This window comes from Variovorax sp. dw_308, assembly GCF_019207085.1.
Lineage (GTDB): Bacteria > Pseudomonadota > Gammaproteobacteria > Burkholderiales > Burkholderiaceae_C > Variovorax.
The window spans coordinates 128,910-144,674 of sequence record NZ_JAATOM010000014.1 but is presented as its reverse complement, the minus strand read 5'-3'; the positions used below and the strand labels follow the sequence as shown (position 1 = coordinate 144,674).

Below are 15,765 nucleotides of genomic sequence, written 5' to 3'. Positions count from 1 at the left end.
ACAGGGAAAACACAAGTCTTGTCGCATTGACGCGCCAATGGCCCGTAAGGACAATCCTTTTCAGACCTCGAAAGCCATCGCTTCCACCCCAAAGATATAAAAAGCTGTAAATAATGTCAACCATCCGATCCCTCCGCACCTACCGCCTGCCGGACCGGCCCAGCCTGATCTGGCTCGAACTGGAAACGAGCGACGGCCTCGTCGGACTGGGAGAAACCTTTCGCGGCGCCGCGTCGGTGGAGACCTGCCTGCATGAGGAGCTTGCACCGTGGCTGCTGGGGCGCGATGCGCGGCAGATCGAAGGCATCTCGCGGCACCTGCTCACGCCTTACGTCGGCTACAACAGTTCCGGCGTCGAGGTGCGGTCGGCCAGCGCGGTCGACATCGCGCTGTGGGACCTGGCGGGCCAGCGCCAGGGCGTGCCCGTCTACGAGGCGCTCGGCGGCGGTGCACGTCTGAGCGTGCCGGTCTACAACACCTGCGCGGGCTACAGCTTCAACACGGCCGGCAAGCGTCGCGACATCGGTGCGGACGACCAGGCCCAGGGGCCCTATGACGACCAGGTGGCCTTCATGCGCGACGCCGGCGGCCTTGCGAAGAGCCTGCTCGACGAAGGCTACAAGGCCATGAAGATCTGGCCCTTCGACATCTACGCGCCTGCCAGCGGCGGCCACCTCATCAGCCTGCCCGACCTGGAGAAGGGCCTGCAGCCGTTCCGCCAGATCCGCGAGGCGGTCGGCAATCGCATCGAGGTCATGTGCGAGCTGCACAGCCTGTTCGGCGGGCATTCGGCCCTGCGCATCTGCCAGGCGCTGGAGGAATACAACGTGTTCTGGGTCGAGGACCCGCTGTGCAAGATGGACGACGCCGCCGGCTTGGCCGACCTGCGGCGCCGCACGCGCGTGCCGATCTGCGGCAGCGAGACGCTGGGCGGCCTGCGTCCCTATCGCGACCTGCTGGCCGCCGATGCGCTCGACGTGGTGATGCTGGACCTGGCCTGGTGCGGCGGCTTCACCGAGGGGCGCAAGATCGCCGGCCTGGCCCAGGCCTACAACCGGCCGCTCGCCCCGCACGACTGCACCGGTCCCATCACGCTGATGGCGGGGCTGCACATGGCACTGCATGCGCCGACCGCCATCTACCAGGAAGTGGTGCGCGCCACGCTCGCCACCTGGTACCGCGACATCGTGACCGAGCTGCCGGTGATCCGCGAGGGCATGGCGCAGCCGCCCGTCGCGCCCGGCATCGGAAGCCGGTTGCAGGACAGCTTCAGGCAGCGGCCGGACCTCATCGTCCGGGAAAGCCGCTAGGGGGCTATCCATGCACATCCAGATCGTCGGGCTCCATGCGCCGAACGCACCCCGGTTGCGCGAGCTTCTCGGCCCCGGGCACGAGGTCGAAGCGTTGCAAGCCTTCCCCGCATCCGGCGCGATCCAGGCGGACGTCGTCATCGCCAACAGCATCAGCGCCGACGAGGCCGCGCGCCTGCGCTGCCGCCTGGTGCACGTGCCGGGGGCCGGGTCGGAGCAGGTCGCCGTGGCCACGTTGCCATCGGGCACCACGGTGTGCAACGTGCACGGCCACGAGGTGCCGATTGCCGAGTTCGCCCTGCACGCCATCCTGGAGCACTTCCTGCAACTCTGGCAGTACCCGGCGCGCCTGGACGCGGAGGCCTGGGCGCAGTCGTATGCCCATCGTGCACAGCACGACGAGGCCGATGGCAAGACGGTCGCGATCCTGGGCTTCGGCCACATCGGACAGGAGATCGCGCGGCGCGCGCGCGCCTGCGGCATGCACGTGATCGCGGTGACGCGCAGCGGCAGGCACGGTTCCGCGGAACTGGCCCATGAATACGTTGCCGTGTCGGCGCTAGACGAGGTGCTGCCACGCGTCCATGTGCTGGTGATCTGCTGCCCGCTGGACGACAGCACCCGTGGCCTGATCGGTGCGCGCCAGCTCGCGCTGCTGCCGGCACGAGCCCTGCTCGTCAATGTGGCCCGCGCGGAAGTGGTGGACGAACAGGCGCTGTATGAAGCCCTGCGCGACCACCGGCTCGGCCGGGCGGTGCTCGACGTCTGGTACCAATACCCGAAGAAGGGGCAGCCGCCGGTCGACCCGTCGCGCTGGCCGCTGCACGAGCTGCCCAACGTGCGCGCCACGCCCCACATCTCGGCCATCACGCCGGCGCTGCTCGATCGGCGCTACCGCTTCATGGCCGGGAACATCGAACGCCTGCAGCAAGGGCAGCCGCTGCTCAACGTGATCCATCCCGCAGCCTGAACACCTCCTTCCGGCGCTCGCTGCCTTCCCGTCCACACATCCACGGAGATACCCATGAAAGCCCAGACCTCGAACACCCCGTTTCCGCGCCCGCTGGCCAGGCGCGCACTGCTCGGCATGGCGGCCGCGGCGATGCTGGCGGGCGCATCCCTGCCGTCGCTTGCGGCGGAGGACGCCGCGAGCTACCCCAGCAAGCTGATCCACATCACGGTGCCGAATCCGGCGGGCGGAACCTCCGACGTGCTGGCGCGCCTGCTGGGCAAGGAGTTGAGCGAGATGTTCAAGCAGCCGGTCATCGTGGAGAACAAGGCCGGTGCCAACGGCCAGATCGGCGCGGCCTCCGTGGCCAAGTCCGCGCCGGATGGCTACAGCCTGCTGCTGCTCGACATGAGCGTGCTGACCATCGGCCCGAGCGTGCTTCCGCAACTGCCCTACAACCCGATGAAGGACCTGGCGCCCATCGCGATGCCGGCCTTTTCGCCGCACCTGCTGGTGGTCAAGAAGGATCTTCCGGTGAAGAACATCGATGAGCTGGCCGCCTATGCCAAGAAGAGCGGCAAGCCCGTGAGCTTCGGCACCCCGCTGGCCTCCATCAGCCAGCTCGCGGGCATCCTGCTGGCGCAGGATCGTGGCTTCGAGTTCAACATCATCGGCTACAAGGGCGGCTCGCAGGCGCTGGCCGACCTCGCGGGCGGCCAGATCGACAGCGCCATGGCGAGCGTGATCGCCACCAACCAGCTCGTGCAGGGCGGCAAGGTCAAGGCCATTGCGGTCACCAGCGCCAAGCCCTTCGCGGCCACGCCTGGCGTGCCGACCGTGGCCTCGCAGATTCCCAACTTCGTCACGGGCTCCTGGCAGGGGCTGCTGGCGCCCGCCAACACGCCGCCGGCCGTGCTCGACAAGCTGCAGGACGCGGTGCAGAAGATCGTGGCGCGCCCCGAATTCAACAAGCGCCTGCTGGAACTCGGCTCCGAGCCGACAAGCATGACCCGCCAGCAGATCGCCGAATGGATGAAGACCGAGACCCAGCGCTGGGGCAAGGTGGTCAAGGACAACAACATCAAGGCGGAGTAGGGCGCGACGCTCCGGCACCGACCGCGCGCAACAGCGCGGCCAGTCCGAACGGCTTGACCAGCCAGGTGCGGCCTGGCCTTATCTCGCCAGCAGCCCCCGCCCGATCACCTGCGCCTGGATCTCTGCCGCACCCTCGAAGATGTTGAGGATGCGCGCGTCGCAGAGCACCCGACTCATCTCGAACTCGAGCGCATAGCCGTTGCCGCCGTGGATCTGCAAGCCGGCATCCGCATTGACCCATGCGACCCGCGCCGCCAAGAGCTTGGCCATGCCGGCCTGGATGTCGCAGCGATGGCCCTGCTCCTTCTCCATGGCGGCAAACGAGGTCAGGTGGCGCGCAAGCACCGTCTCCGCCACCATCATGGCCAGCTTGTCCGAGACGCGCGGGAATTCGACCAGCGGGCGACCGAACTGCCGCCTGTCATTGGCATAGCGCCAGGCCAGGTCGAAGGCGCGCCAGGCCACGCCGACGGCACGCGCGGCCGTCTGGATGCGCGCGCCCTCGAAGGTCTGCATCAGTTGCCGGAAGCCCTGGCCGCGCTCGCCACCCAGCACGCCATCGGCGGCCACCTCGAAGCCGTCGAAGGCGATCTCGTATTCCTTCATGCCGCGATAGCCCAGCACCGGGATTTCGCCGCCGCTCATCCCTTCGGCGGGAAAGGGCAGGGCATCCGCGCCGCGCGGCTTCGCCGCCAGGAACATCGACAGGCCCGCATGTCCTTCGACGCCCGGCTCCGAGCGCGCGAGCAGCGTCATGAGGTCGCTGCGTGCCGCATGCGTGATCCAGGTCTTGTTGCCGTCGATGCGCCAGCCCCCGCCGGGTTGCGGCGTCGCACGCGTGCGCAGCGAGGCCAGGTCCGAGCCGCTGTCCGGCTCGGTGAACACCGCTGTCGGCAGCACAGCGCCGGATGCGATTGCCGGCAGCCAGCGTACCTTTTGTTCCGGCGTTCCAGCCGATGCGATCAGGTCGCCCGCGATCTCCGAGCGCGTGCCGAGCGAGCCGGCTGCGATCCAGCCGCGGCTGAGTTCCTCCGTGACGATGCACATCGCCCGCTTGCCGAGGCCCATGCCGCCGTATTCGGTCGGGATGCAGATGCCGAACACGCCCAGTTCAGCCAGCCTGGCGACCAGCGCATCGGGAATCAGTTCGTCGGCCAGGTGCCAGCGGTGGGCATGGGGCGTGATTTCCTGTTCGGTGAAGCGGCGGAACTGGTCGCGGATCATGTCCAGCTCCTCATCCAGCGCCGATTCGCCGAGCTGCTCGCCACTGCGCAGCGCATCGACCAGCGCCGCGCGGGCTGCAGGCGTTCCACCGCGTGCCTGCATCTCGCGCACCGAGGCGTCCGCCATGAGCCGCGCTGCTGCGTCATGCAGGCCGAGTTCCTGCGGACGGAAGATCTCGTTCTGGCCCATCGGGATGCCGCTGGACAACTGCGCCAGGTACTCGGCCAGGCCGACCGCCAGCACCTGCGCATCGAGCGGGCCGAGGCGCGCCTCGTCGGCCAGCCGCAAGCCCCATTGCGCGGAGCGCACCACGGCTTCGACGAGGGTCGCGCTCCATGCGAATCCATGGAGCGCGCGTTGCTCCCGGTGCAGGACAGTGGCGTCGGTCTGGCCGTCGCGGCAGAAGATGCGTTCGGCGGCGCGTTGCGCTTCGTTGCCGTACTGCCGCGCTGCGTCTGCAACCTCCTGGAATTGCGCGACAAGCGGTGACGCGTTGGCGATGGCGTTCATGGTTCGGGTCTCTGATTTGTTGAGGTCAGGCCACCAGCTTGGCGTCATGCAATTCGCCGATGCGGGATGGAGACAGCGAGAGCACGTCGGCCAGCACGGCGTCGGTGTGCTCGCCCAGGCGTGGCGCGCGCACGCCGGGCTCGCGCACGGCGCGTGACAGCGTGGCGGCTGCGCCGGGCGCGGGGTAGCGTTGCCCGCTCGGATGGTCCAGCTCGCTGAACATCGACGATGCCAGCGACAACCTGGGGTCTTCCCGCAACGCGCGGCTCAGTGTCATGTAGGGGCTCCAGCAAACGCCCGCGCCATCGAAGCGTGTGCGCAGCGACGCGAGGGGCAGGGCGCCGATGGCCTGTTCGACTAGCGGGAACAACGCATCGCGGTGCACGAAGCGCAGGCCCTCGTCCTTCTCGAACGACACGCCAAGTGCGGACTCGAGCCGGGCAACCGCCTGCTCGAGCTGCAACGCGGCGAGCAGGCCGGTCCATTGGCGGCGCGTGATCGCGGCCACCATCACGCGCTCGCCGTCCGAGGTCACGAAGTCGCGGCCGAAGGCGCCGAACAGCGCATTGCCGTGACGCGGACGGTCGCCGCCCGCAAGCACCTCGGCGATCTGGCCCATGTTGCCCAACGCGGCCAGCGCGACGTCGGACAGCGGCACGGTCACTTCCTGGCCGCGGCCGGTGCGCAAGCGGTCGCGTTCCGCGGCCAGCGTCACGAAGGCGGCATAGGCGCCGGTCAACAGGTCCCAGGCCGGCAGCACGTGATTGACCGGACGCTCGCCGTTGTCCGCGCCGCCGGTCATCAACGGGATGCCCAGGGCCGCGTTGATGGTGTAGTCCAGCCCCGAGTCGCCGTTGCCCCATCCCGTCACGCGCACCGTGATGAGGTCGGGGCGCAACGCGCACAGGCGTTGATGCGCAAGAAAGCCGTCCTTCGGAAAGTTGGTCACCAGGATGCCGGCGTCTGCGCCGGGCGCCGTGACGAGGTCCGCGACGATCTGGCGGCCTTCAGCGCGGGACAGGTCGACGGCGATCGACTTCTTGCCCTTGTTGAGTCCTTCCCAGTAGTAGCTGTGGCCGCCCTCCGACAGTGGCCAGCGATGGAAATCCGGACCGCCGCCGATCGGGTCGATGCGGATCACCTCGGCGCCCATCTGGCGAAGGTGCAGCGCGCACGAAGGCGCGGCGATGAACGAGGCGCATTCGACGATGCGCAGGCCTGTCAGCAATGGGTACACGGGCGAGGTCTCCTCCTGGCGCCGCAGTTTGGCATGCCGCGCGATCGGAGAGGGCTGCGGGGACACAGCCGCGTGCGACGCGACTGGCCCATGGTTGCACCCCGATGTCCGTGATGGGCCGGTTGCTCATGCGCCAGCCGCGTGGCGACCCGCGATAAAGCCGAAGGTCATCGCAGGCCCAAGGTTGATGCCGCCCGAAGGGTAGAAGCCGCCCATCACGCTCGCCATGTCCGTGCCAACCGCGTAGAGACCGGCGATCGGCTGGCCGCTGGCGCGCGTGACTTGCGCATGCTCGTTCGTCTTCAGTCCGGCAAAGGTTCCGAAGCTGCCCGGGAGCACTTTCACGGCATAGAAGGGGCCTTGCTCGATCGGCGCGACGCACGGGTTGGGGCCCTCGTGCAAGGGGTCGCCCATCTTGCGGTTGTAGGGGGTGGAGCCGCGCCCGAAGTCCGGGTCCGTGCCCTGGCGGGCGTTGTCGTTGAAGCGCTGGACCGTTGCGGCCAGCGCCGCTGGTGGAATGCCGCACGCCCTGGCGAGTTCCGCGATGGTCGCGCCGCGTCGGAGGTAGCCATTGCGCACGAAGCGCCCCACGGGAACGGGAAAGGGCCGCGCGTAGCCCAGCCCGTAGAGACGCTGGAAGCGGTGGTCGCAGATGAGCCATGAATGCACTTCCTCACCCTGCGGCGCCTGCGCCACCATCGCCGCGACATAGTCGTAGTAGCCGTCGGCTTCGTTGACGAAGCGGGCGCCGTTCGACAGCACGCCGATCAACCCAGGTTTGCCGCGTTCGATGATGTGCGGGAAGTGACCAATGCTGCCGTCCGGGTGCGGCACCCGCGAGACGGGCGCCCATGCGGCCGGCGATGCCACGCTGGTGTCGAGGAAGCCGCCCGCCGATTCGCCCAGGGTGATGCCGTCGCCCGAGCAACTGTCGGGTGGCAGCGCGAGATGCTCGTTGCCGGTCGGGGTGCGGGGGAACAACGCCTTGCGCCGCGCGATGTCGTTCGGAAAGCCGCCCGCCGCAAGGACCACGCCCCTGGCAGCACGGATCTCAACCTCGCCGATGGACGTCCCCACCACGGCGCCGCGCACCACGCCGTTCTCCAGCAGCAGTCGCCTGGCAGGCGCGGATTCGATCATCTGCACCTTCAGGTCGTCGGCAGACTTCGCCAGCCGCCCGATGAGCGCAACGCCATTCACCAAGTGCATCGCACGGCCATGAAGCGCGAGATCCCGCAGGTGCCGAAGGAAGCGCTTCGTCACGTGGATGAAGGACTTCGGCGAGCGCGTCATGCTGAGGAACGCGCCGAGGTCCGCGCCCGCCATGATCGGCATACCGAGGAAGGACGTTTCCCGCATCGTCTTGCGCAGCCGCTTGTTCAGCGCACCCAGCTCGCGGGCATCGTAGGGCGCGGCGATGACCTGGTGGCCCTCCGTGCCGGCGCCGGCCACCTTGCCGTGCACATCCGGGATCGCATTGCCATCGGCGAACTGCAGCGCGGTGTTCTCTTCGAAGAACGCGACCATCCGGGGCGCGTTGTCGAGGAAGGCATCGACACGCGCGGCGTCGTAGCGGTCACCGAGTTCGTTCTTGAGATAGGTGCGTGGCTGCTGCGGGTCTTCATGGATGCCGGCGCGCTTCGCCAGCGGATTGCCCGGGGCCCACATCCATCCGCCCGACCAGGCGGTGGCGCCGCCCAGCACGGGCGCCTTTTCCACGACCACGACCTTCAGGCCGTGGAAGGCTGCGGTCACCGCGGCGGCGAGGCCCGCGGCGCCGGAGCCGACGACGAGCAGGTCGCAGTCGATGCTGCTGCGGGGCAGGGTGGCAGGGGAGCTCATGTCCGTCCCGCTCACGCGTCGAGCTGGGCCAGCACGCGTCTTGTCGCGGCCAGTGCGCGGCGTGCGCGTTCGGTCGCGCCGACCGTGCGCGCCAGGGTGTGCATCGGGATTTCGAGGCTCAGCGGAATGTCGCGCGGCACGGCGCGCAGCAGGCCGACCAGGTCGATGCCGCCGTCGCCGGGGAACAGGCGCTCGGCGCGGGCCTGGTCGAGGATTTCTTCCATGCTCGCCGGTATCGCGGCCGGCGCGTCGCAGAGCTGCAGGTAGCGCAGCCGCGAAGGTGGCACCGATGCGATGTCCTCGATGCGGCTGCGCGAGCGGCTGAAGTGGAAGGCATCGATCAGCACGCCGGCGTTCCTGCTGCCGCAGCGTTCGACGATGCGTGCCGCCTGCGCCAGGTCCCTGGCTTCGGTCCACGGCATGAACTCGAGCACGGCGCCCAGGCCATAGCTGTCGGCCAACTCGCAGAAGGCGGCGAACGACGCGACCTGCCGGGCGTCGTCCGGGTCGTTGCCCGCGACCAGCAGCTCGCTCGCGCCAAGCCGCGCGGCGGTGGCGATCGCGGCCTCGTACTGGGCGACGGGCACATCGGGCTTGATGCGAAAGATCTCCACGTCGAGCACCTTGATACCGGTGTCGGCCAAGCGGGCCTCGACTTCGCGCAGCAGGGGCGTGTCGCCCACGATGTCGTACTGCGGCTCGGTCGGCGTGGCAGGCAGCAGGCGGATGCCGACATGGCTGTAGCCCGCGTCGGCGGCGCAGGTCACCATCTCGGGTGGCGTGAGCTCGAGGACGGTGAGGGCGGCGAGGGAAATGGGGCGGGTCATCTGTTGCTTGTCTCCTGGTACTGGGTGCATCGGCGTGCGGCCCGGTGAATTTAAGGAAAACACCGTTTGCGAACAACGCGCCAGATGTGGTGGCACGATTCACGCATCGTGAACCTCAAATTCCAGTTGGACGACCTGCGCGTCTTTTGCCTGGCGGCACGCAAGGCCAGCTTTGCGGCGACCGCCACCGAGCTGGGCACCTCGCCGGCCTACGTGAGCAAGCGCATCGCGATCCTGGAAAAGGCGCTGGGCGTGACGCTGTTCCATCGCGCCGCGCGGCGCGTCACGGTCACGGAGGACGGCGAGCGGGTCTACGCATCAGCCCAGCAGATCTTCCAGGACGTGGACCACATGGGCGAAACCGTTGCCGGCGGCAAGCTCGACCCGCGCGGCCTGCTGCGCGTGACGACCAGCGCCCGGTTGGGGCGCATGCACATTGGACCGGCGCTGTCCTTGCTGGCCAGGCGCTATCCGGCGCTCGACATCACGCTGGACGCCGTGGATCGCCGCGTCGACCTGGTCGGGGAGAACATCGACCTGGACGTGAGAGTCGGGGAAGTGGACGAGCCTCACCTCGTCGCGCACAAGATCGCCACCAGCGTGCGCTTGCTGTGCGCCGCGCCCACCTACGTGGCGCGCCGGGGCGCCCCTGAAAAGGTCGCCGAGTTGAGCCAGCACGATTGCCTGGTGCTGCGGGATCGCAACCAGGCCTTCGGGGTGTGGCGCCTGACGGGTCCAACAGGCACGGAGAAGGTCAAGGTCACGGGACGGCTGTCATCCAACAATTCGGAGATCGTCCGGGGATGGGGCAATGACGGGCACGGCATCCTGCTGCAGGCGCAGTGGGATCTGCATGACGACATCAGCGCGGGGCGACTGGTGCCGGTCTTGCCGCAGTGGTGGCAGCCCGCCGACATCTGGGCCGCAAGTTCGGTGCGGCTGAGCCATTCGGCCAAGGTGCGCGTGTGTGTCCAGTTCCTTCAGGAGCAACTGAACGGGAAGGGGCCTTTCGCGCTCAAGCGTGAGCTTTCGGGCACGGCGGGATTCGGCGCGTGAGTGGATCGGGCGCCTTCGATTCCCTCACATCAGGTGCAGGTGGGTGGAGTTCTTCACCTCCTCCATCACGGCGTAGGTCCGGGTCTCGCGAACGCCGGGCAACTGCCACAGCACGGAGCCGGCGAACTGCCGGTAGTCGCTCATGTCGGCGCTGCGGGTCTTGAGCAGGTAGTCGAAGCCACCCGCGACCATGTGGCATTCCATGATGGCTGGCTGCACCTGGACGGCGGCCTTGAACGCGTCGAAGACGTTCGGCGTGGTCCGATCCAGCAGCACCTCGACGAAGACCAGCATTCCCGCGCCAAGCTTCAACGGGTTGAGGCGCGCCTCGTAGCCCAGGATGTAGTTGTCCCGCGTGAGGCGTTGCACCCGGGCCAGCACCGCCGTTGGCGACAGACCCACGGCGTCCGCCAGCTTGAGGTTCGACATCCGGCCATCCTCCTGGAGGAATTTGAGAATCCTCAGGTCCAGCCGGTCGAGTTCAGGGATTCGGTCGCTTGCACTAGTGTTTTGTTCTGCCATAAGCTTGATATTCGAACAAATATGCATCGGGAAGGGCGGCATTATTGGTCAATTCACCAAAAACGCAGCGCCATGACCACCAATCCACTCTCCAGCCAGCCAAGCTCGCCGCCAACCCTGCCGTCAACCTCGCCGTTTGGCGCGTTCGCAGACGGGCTGGTCGAATCCGGCACGCTTCGCGCCGGCATCACGGCGGCGTATCGCCGCCCGGAACCGGAGGCGCTGCCGCCACTGCTGGAGGCTGCACGGCTGGCGCCGCCGGTTGCCGACGCGGCGCACGCGCTGGCGCATCGCATCGCGAGCCAGCTTCGCAACCGCAAGAATGCGTCGGGGCGGGCCGGACTGGTCCAGGGCCTGCTCCAGGAATACGCCTTGTCTTCGCAGGAAGGCGTGGCCTTGATGTGCCTGGCCGAAGCCCTGTTGCGCATCCCCGATGCCGCAACCCGCGACGCGCTCATCCGCGACAAGATCGCCGACGGCCAATGGCAGACGCACGCCGGGCGCAGCCCGTCGATCTTCGTCAATGCCGCCACCTGGGGATTGCTGCTGACGGGCAAGCTGGTCGCGACGCACAGCGAATCGGGCCTGTCGACCACGCTGACGCGCCTGATCGGCAAGGGAGGGGAGCCGCTGATCCGCAAGGGCGTCGACATGGCCATGCGCATGATGGGCGAGCAGTTCGTCACCGGAGAGACCATCCGGCAGGCGCTCGAGCACGCACGCAAGCTCGAAGCGGAAGGCTTCCGCTACTCCTACGACATGCTCGGCGAAGCCGCGCTCACGGCCCAGGATGCGCACCGCTATCGCGTGTCCTATGAGCAGGCGATCCACGCGATCGGCAAGGCATCGGCAGGCCGCGGCGTGTATGAAGGCCCCGGGATTTCCATCAAGCTGTCGGCCTTGCATCCGCGCTACCAGCGCGCGCAGCATGCACGCGTGATGGACGAGTTGTACCCGGTGTTGCGCGAACTCACGCTGCTGGCCCGGCGCTACGACATCGGCTTGAACATCGATGCCGAGGAGGCCGATCGCCTGGAGTTGTCGCTGGACCTGCTCGAGAAGCTCTGCTTCGAGCCGGCGCTGGCGGGCTGGAACGGCATCGGCTTCGTGATCCAGGGCTACCAGAAGCGCTGCCCCTTCGTCATCGACTACGTCATCGACCTGGGGCGCCGCAGCCATCACCGGCTGATGATCCGGCTCGTGAAAGGCGCCTACTGGGACAGCGAGATCAAGCGCGCCCAGGTCGATGGGCTGGAAGGCTATCCGGTGTTCACGCGCAAGGCCTACACCGATGTGTCGTACCTGGCCTGCGCACGCAAGCTGCTCGCGGCGCCCGAGGCCATCTACCCGCAATTCGCCACGCACAACGCGCACACGCTCGCCGCGATCTACGAGATGGCCGACCCGGCCAGCTATGCGCCCGGCCAGTATGAATTCCAGTGCCTCCATGGCATGGGCGAACCCTTGTATGAACAGGTCGTCGGCCCGGTCGCGGATGGCAAGCTGGGACGCCCCTGCCGCATCTACGCGCCGGTGGGCACGCATGAGACACTGCTGGCCTACCTGGTGCGCCGGCTGCTGGAAAACGGCGCCAACACGTCCTTCGTGAACCGGATTGCCGACCCGAGCATCGCCATCGACCTGCTGGTGGAAGACCCCGTCGCCACGGTGGAGCAGATGGCCGCGACCGAGGGCGCCGTCGGACTGCCGCATCCCCTGATTCCGCTGCCGACGGCGATCTACGGGCAGGCCCGCCGCAACTCCAGGGGCCTCGACCTGTCGAACGACGACAGCCTGCGCGCGCTTCGCGATGTGCTTCAGGCGAGCGCCACCGAATCGTGGACCGCCGGGCCCTTGCTCGCCGAGCCGTTGGCGGATGCTTCGTCGACGCGCGCGGCCGAACCGGTGCGCAATCCTGCGGACCTTCGCGACATCGTCGGCGAAGTGCAGGAAGCCACGCTCGCGGACGTCGACATGGCCCTCGCCAGCGCGCAAGGTGAAGCGCCCGGCTGGGCAGCGACGGCGCCCAGCGAGCGGGCCGATCGGCTGGACCGTGCCGCCGGTTTGCTGGAAGAGGGCATGGCGCGCCTCCTAGGCCTGCTCTCGCGCGAGGCCGGCAAGACCTACGCCAACGGCATCGCCGAGGTGCGCGAGGCCGTGGATTTCCTGCGCTTCTATGCAGCGCAGGCCCGCAACGGGTTCGCTGTGGAAACCCATCGCCCGCTGGGGCCGATCGTCTGCATCAGCCCGTGGAACTTTCCGCTCGCGATCTTCGTGGGACAGGTCGCGGCGGCGCTGGCCGCCGGCAATCCGGTGCTGGCAAAACCGGCCGAGCAAACATCACTGGTTGCAGCCGAAGCCGTTCGCGTCCTGTGGCAAGCCGGCGTTCCGCGCGGCGCGGTGCAGTTGCTGCCGGGTCGCGGTGAAACGATCGGCGCGGCGCTGGTGGGCGATGCGCGCGTGCAGGGCGTGATGTTCACCGGATCGACCGAGGTCGCGCGCATCCTGCAGAAGACGCTTGCGGCAAGGCTCGGCGCAAACGGGCAACCCGTGCCGCTGGTCGCCGAGACCGGCGGGCAGAACGCGATGATCGTGGACTCATCGGCCCTGGTCGAGCAGGTGGTCACCGATGTCATGGCGTCCGCCTTCGACAGTGCGGGCCAGCGCTGCTCCGCGTTGCGCGTGCTGTGCGTGCAGGAAGACGTGGCCGATCGTGTGATCGAGATGCTCAAGGGTGCGATGGCCGAAAGCCGGATCGGCAATCCCGCCACGCTGGCGGTGGACATCGGGCCCGTGATCGACGCCGAGGCGCGCGATGGCATCGAGCGACACGTCGCCGCCATGCAGCAGCGTGGCCGGAAGGTGCACCGCCAGGCGCGGGAAGTCGCTCGCGCGACAACGCTTGGAACTTTCGTCCTGCCGACCTTGATCGAACTGGACAGCCTGTCCGAACTGCAACGCGAAGTGTTCGGTCCGGTCCTGCATCTCGTGCGCTACCGCCGTCGGGACCTGGGAACGCTGATCGGCCAGATCAACAGCACCGGCTACGGATTGACGCTGGGCGTGCACACCCGCATCGACGAGACCATCGCGCAAGTCGTGGAGCACGGCCGTGCCGGCAATGTCTACGTCAACCGCAACATGGTGGGCGCGGTGGTGGGCGTGCAGCCCTTTGGCGGTGAAGGCCTGTCCGGCACCGGACCGAAGGCCGGCGGTCCGCTCTACCTGTATCGCATGCTTTCATCGCGGCCGGACGATGTGATGGCGCGTGCGCTTGCCGCGGCCGGCCCCGGCAACGACGGTGCGCAAGGCTCGACGCCCGACATGGGCCCGGCGCTCGCCGCGCTGGCGGGATGGGCGCCACTCGTCGGAATGGCAGGGCTCGCCCGACAGTGCCGGCAATTCGCCAGCCTGTCCCGCAGCGGCCATGCACGCACGCTGGTCGGACCCACCGGCGAGCGCAACGTCTATACGCTGCTGCCGCGCGAGGCCGTGTTGTGCCTCGCCGAGAACGAAGAGGATCGCCTGATGCAACTCGCGGCGGTGCTGTCGGTGGGAAGCACGGCGGTCTGGGCCGCCGGGGAAGGAACCGAGAGACTCCGTGCGTCCTTGCCGCTGGAGGTGCAGCAATCGATTGCCATCGCGCAGGACTGGCGTGCCCCGACCGTCAGCTTCGATGCGGTGCTGCACCACGGCGACGCGGCCTCGCTGCGGGATGTGAACCTGGCGCTGGCCAACCGCGCCGGCCCGATCGTCGGCGTGCGGGCTTTCGCGCCGGGCGTCACGGACATCCCGCTGGAAAGCCTTGTCGTCGAGCGCTCGCTGAGCGTGAACACCGCGGCTGCGGGCGGGAATGCGAGCCTGATGACGATTGGCTGAGCCCGCCTGCCGTCGCGCCCGGGGGGCTCAGAACCAGAACGCACTCAAAGTTCCAGGTACTGGCGTCAACTACCAAGCGGGGGACGCGCACCTCCGTTTGCTCCGATAGCCTCATGCAGCGCCTGGAACCCCCGGGCGATGGCAAGGAGCCATCGAAATGAACGCAGGTCCAACCAGATTCGCGTCGAGCACCCTATTGGCTGCACTGCTTGCGGCATGCGGTCCTCCAATGCCCAGGGAAGATCTCGCCAACACCAAATGAAGTCACGGTGATCAGTTCACCTGTTCAGGTTGCGGAAACACCCACTTGCCGTTCAACAGCTCCGCGCGCGGTCGATACAGCCGCGCGGTGTAGTTCCAGCCCTTCATGATCGGCAGGCAGTTGGGCACCTTGCCGTCGCAACCCCCGAACTGGATGGTGACCGAACCGTCGGTGTTTAGTTTGGATGTGAGGTTGTTCAGCGAGTAGGCGTTCAGGTCGTTCTTCTGGAAGTAGCCCTCGGCGTTGTAAAGGCTGATGGACCAGAAGCCCTCGACCGGCACGTTCTTGAGGTTCAGCTTGTGGACGGTCGTGCCGTCGTTCTGCTGCGGCGTGAAATTGAGGTAGATCGCATCCTTGCGGGGATTGCCACCCCAGGTGGTCGCAGCCGCGATCAGGCGCTGCACCGGGTCTACTTCGCCCTTCAGTCCGAAGGCATGGCTGGTGTCTGTCATCGTCGTCCCCAGCACGATGAGCGCATCGCGCACCTTCTTCTGGCTGACGGGATCGAACTTCGGGACTTCGAATTTGCCGACGGATTGCTGCTCGACCTTCAAGGCGTCCTGGAGTGCGTGGACCTTCTCGAGGTCGCCGGGCACGGAAGGATCGACCAAGGTGCGCACGCCCACGATCACATAGCGCGTGCCGATCTGCTTTCGTGTCAGTGTGTGCCTGCCGGGCTTGTAGATGGCGGGCTGCGAGTACTGGTCCTCGCTGATCGCCTGCAGCGACATGAAGCGCCGGCCGGCGTCGGGCAGCGTGATCGTGACCGGGCCTGCATCGAGGTCGAACACGGCTGCCGAATACAGGGTGTCGCGGTTCTGGCGAATGATGGTCTGGCTATCGATCGGAGACAACTCGCGATGGTGCTCGAACTTGCCGAAGCCGCCCTCTTTCAGCGCGACGGCGCTGAGGTAAAGGTCTGACTCGGCACGGATGAAGTTGTCGACGGTCACGGGCACCAAGGCATCACGCGCGGGTGTCTGCGCATGTGACCAGCCACCACCGATGGCAAGTGCGGCCATGAGGGTCGATGCGTATGCTTTCAAAGTCAG

General features: G+C 67.7%; 11 protein-coding genes. 5 read left to right on the top strand and 6 right to left on the bottom strand.

What is annotated here, in order from left to right:
* Positions 1-113: 113 nt before the first annotated feature.
* The 3 genes from HCU76_RS24275 to HCU76_RS24265 are packed head-to-tail and all read left to right on the top strand — an operon-like array spanning position 114 to position 3,354.
* Positions 114-1,310, top strand: a complete 1,197-nt coding sequence (locus tag HCU76_RS24275; protein ID WP_218510819.1) for a mandelate racemase/muconate lactonizing enzyme family protein — start codon at positions 114-116, stop codon at positions 1,308-1,310.
* Positions 1,311-1,320: 10 nt separating this feature from the next.
* Positions 1,321-2,280, top strand: coding sequence for a 2-hydroxyacid dehydrogenase (locus HCU76_RS24270; RefSeq protein ID WP_218510818.1), 960 nt, complete (start codon positions 1,321-1,323; stop codon positions 2,278-2,280).
* Positions 2,281-2,334: 54 nt separating this feature from the next.
* Positions 2,335-3,354: a tripartite tricarboxylate transporter substrate binding protein gene (locus tag HCU76_RS24265; protein ID WP_218510817.1), complete on the top strand. Its 1,020-nt coding sequence runs from the start codon at positions 2,335-2,337 to the stop codon at positions 3,352-3,354.
* Positions 3,355-3,432: 78 nt separating this feature from the next.
* Here HCU76_RS24265 and HCU76_RS24260 read toward each other — a convergent pair whose 3' ends face one another.
* From HCU76_RS24260 to HCU76_RS24245, 4 genes are all read right to left on the bottom strand, one after another.
* The gene (locus tag HCU76_RS24260; RefSeq protein ID WP_218510816.1) at positions 3,433-5,088 is read right to left on the bottom strand and encodes an acyl-CoA dehydrogenase family protein; all 1,656 of its coding nucleotides are present in this window, start codon (positions 5,086-5,088) and stop codon (positions 3,433-3,435) included.
* A 25-nt stretch (positions 5,089-5,113) separates the two neighbouring features.
* Positions 5,114-6,325, bottom strand: coding sequence for a CoA transferase (locus tag HCU76_RS24255; protein WP_218510815.1), 1,212 nt, complete (start codon positions 6,323-6,325; stop codon positions 5,114-5,116).
* A gap of 126 nt (positions 6,326-6,451) precedes the next feature.
* A complete protein-coding gene (locus HCU76_RS24250; protein WP_256354401.1) occupies positions 6,452-8,167 on the bottom strand; it encodes an FAD-dependent oxidoreductase in 1,716 nt (571 codons plus the stop codon).
* Positions 8,168-8,178: 11 nt separating this feature from the next.
* Positions 8,179-8,994: a sugar phosphate isomerase/epimerase gene (locus HCU76_RS24245; RefSeq protein WP_218510814.1), complete on the bottom strand. Its 816-nt coding sequence runs from the start codon at positions 8,992-8,994 to the stop codon at positions 8,179-8,181.
* Between the two features lie 108 nt (positions 8,995-9,102).
* Between HCU76_RS24245 and HCU76_RS24240 the strand changes: the two genes are divergently transcribed.
* Positions 9,103-10,050 carry a LysR family transcriptional regulator gene (locus HCU76_RS24240; protein ID WP_371319894.1) on the top strand — a complete coding sequence of 316 codons (948 nt, stop codon included), beginning with the start codon at positions 9,103-9,105 and terminating at the stop codon, positions 10,048-10,050.
* 24 nt (positions 10,051-10,074) lie between these two features.
* On the opposite strand, the gene HCU76_RS24235 is transcribed toward HCU76_RS24240, so the two are convergent.
* Positions 10,075-10,572, bottom strand: a complete 498-nt coding sequence (locus HCU76_RS24235; RefSeq protein WP_218510813.1) for an Lrp/AsnC ligand binding domain-containing protein — start codon at positions 10,570-10,572, stop codon at positions 10,075-10,077.
* Positions 10,573-10,644: 72 nt separating this feature from the next.
* Here HCU76_RS24235 and putA point away from each other — a divergent pair, with 72 nt between their 5' ends.
* Positions 10,645-14,451 carry a trifunctional transcriptional regulator/proline dehydrogenase/L-glutamate gamma-semialdehyde dehydrogenase gene (gene putA, locus HCU76_RS24230; RefSeq protein ID WP_218510812.1) on the top strand — a complete coding sequence of 1,269 codons (3,807 nt, stop codon included), beginning with the start codon at positions 10,645-10,647 and terminating at the stop codon, positions 14,449-14,451.
* Between the two features lie 273 nt (positions 14,452-14,724).
* Here putA and HCU76_RS24225 read toward each other — a convergent pair whose 3' ends face one another.
* Positions 14,725-15,759, bottom strand: a complete 1,035-nt coding sequence (locus HCU76_RS24225) for a DUF1254 domain-containing protein (protein WP_256354400.1) — start codon at positions 15,757-15,759, stop codon at positions 14,725-14,727.
* Positions 15,760-15,765 lie beyond the last annotated feature (6 nt).

Excerpts from the sequence above, each read along its gene's own strand:
- HCU76_RS24260 (WP_218510816.1), bottom strand. The coding sequence starts at position 5,088 with ATGAACGCCATCGCCAACGCGTCACCGCTTGTCGCGCAATTCCAGGAG.
- putA (WP_218510812.1), top strand. The coding sequence starts at position 10,645 with ATGACCACCAATCCACTCTCCAGCCAGCCAAGCTCGCCGCCAACCCTG.
- HCU76_RS24275 (WP_218510819.1), top strand. The coding sequence starts at position 114 with ATGTCAACCATCCGATCCCTCCGCACCTACCGCCTGCCGGACCGGCCC.
- HCU76_RS24245 (WP_218510814.1), bottom strand. The coding sequence starts at position 8,994 with ATGACCCGCCCCATTTCCCTCGCCGCCCTCACCGTCCTCGAGCTCACG.
- HCU76_RS24235 (WP_218510813.1), bottom strand. The coding sequence starts at position 10,572 with ATGGCAGAACAAAACACTAGTGCAAGCGACCGAATCCCTGAACTCGAC.
- HCU76_RS24265 (WP_218510817.1), top strand. The coding sequence starts at position 2,335 with ATGAAAGCCCAGACCTCGAACACCCCGTTTCCGCGCCCGCTGGCCAGG.
- HCU76_RS24270 (WP_218510818.1), top strand. The coding sequence starts at position 1,321 with ATGCACATCCAGATCGTCGGGCTCCATGCGCCGAACGCACCCCGGTTG.
- HCU76_RS24250 (WP_256354401.1), bottom strand. The coding sequence starts at position 8,167 with ATGAGCTCCCCTGCCACCCTGCCCCGCAGCAGCATCGACTGCGACCTG.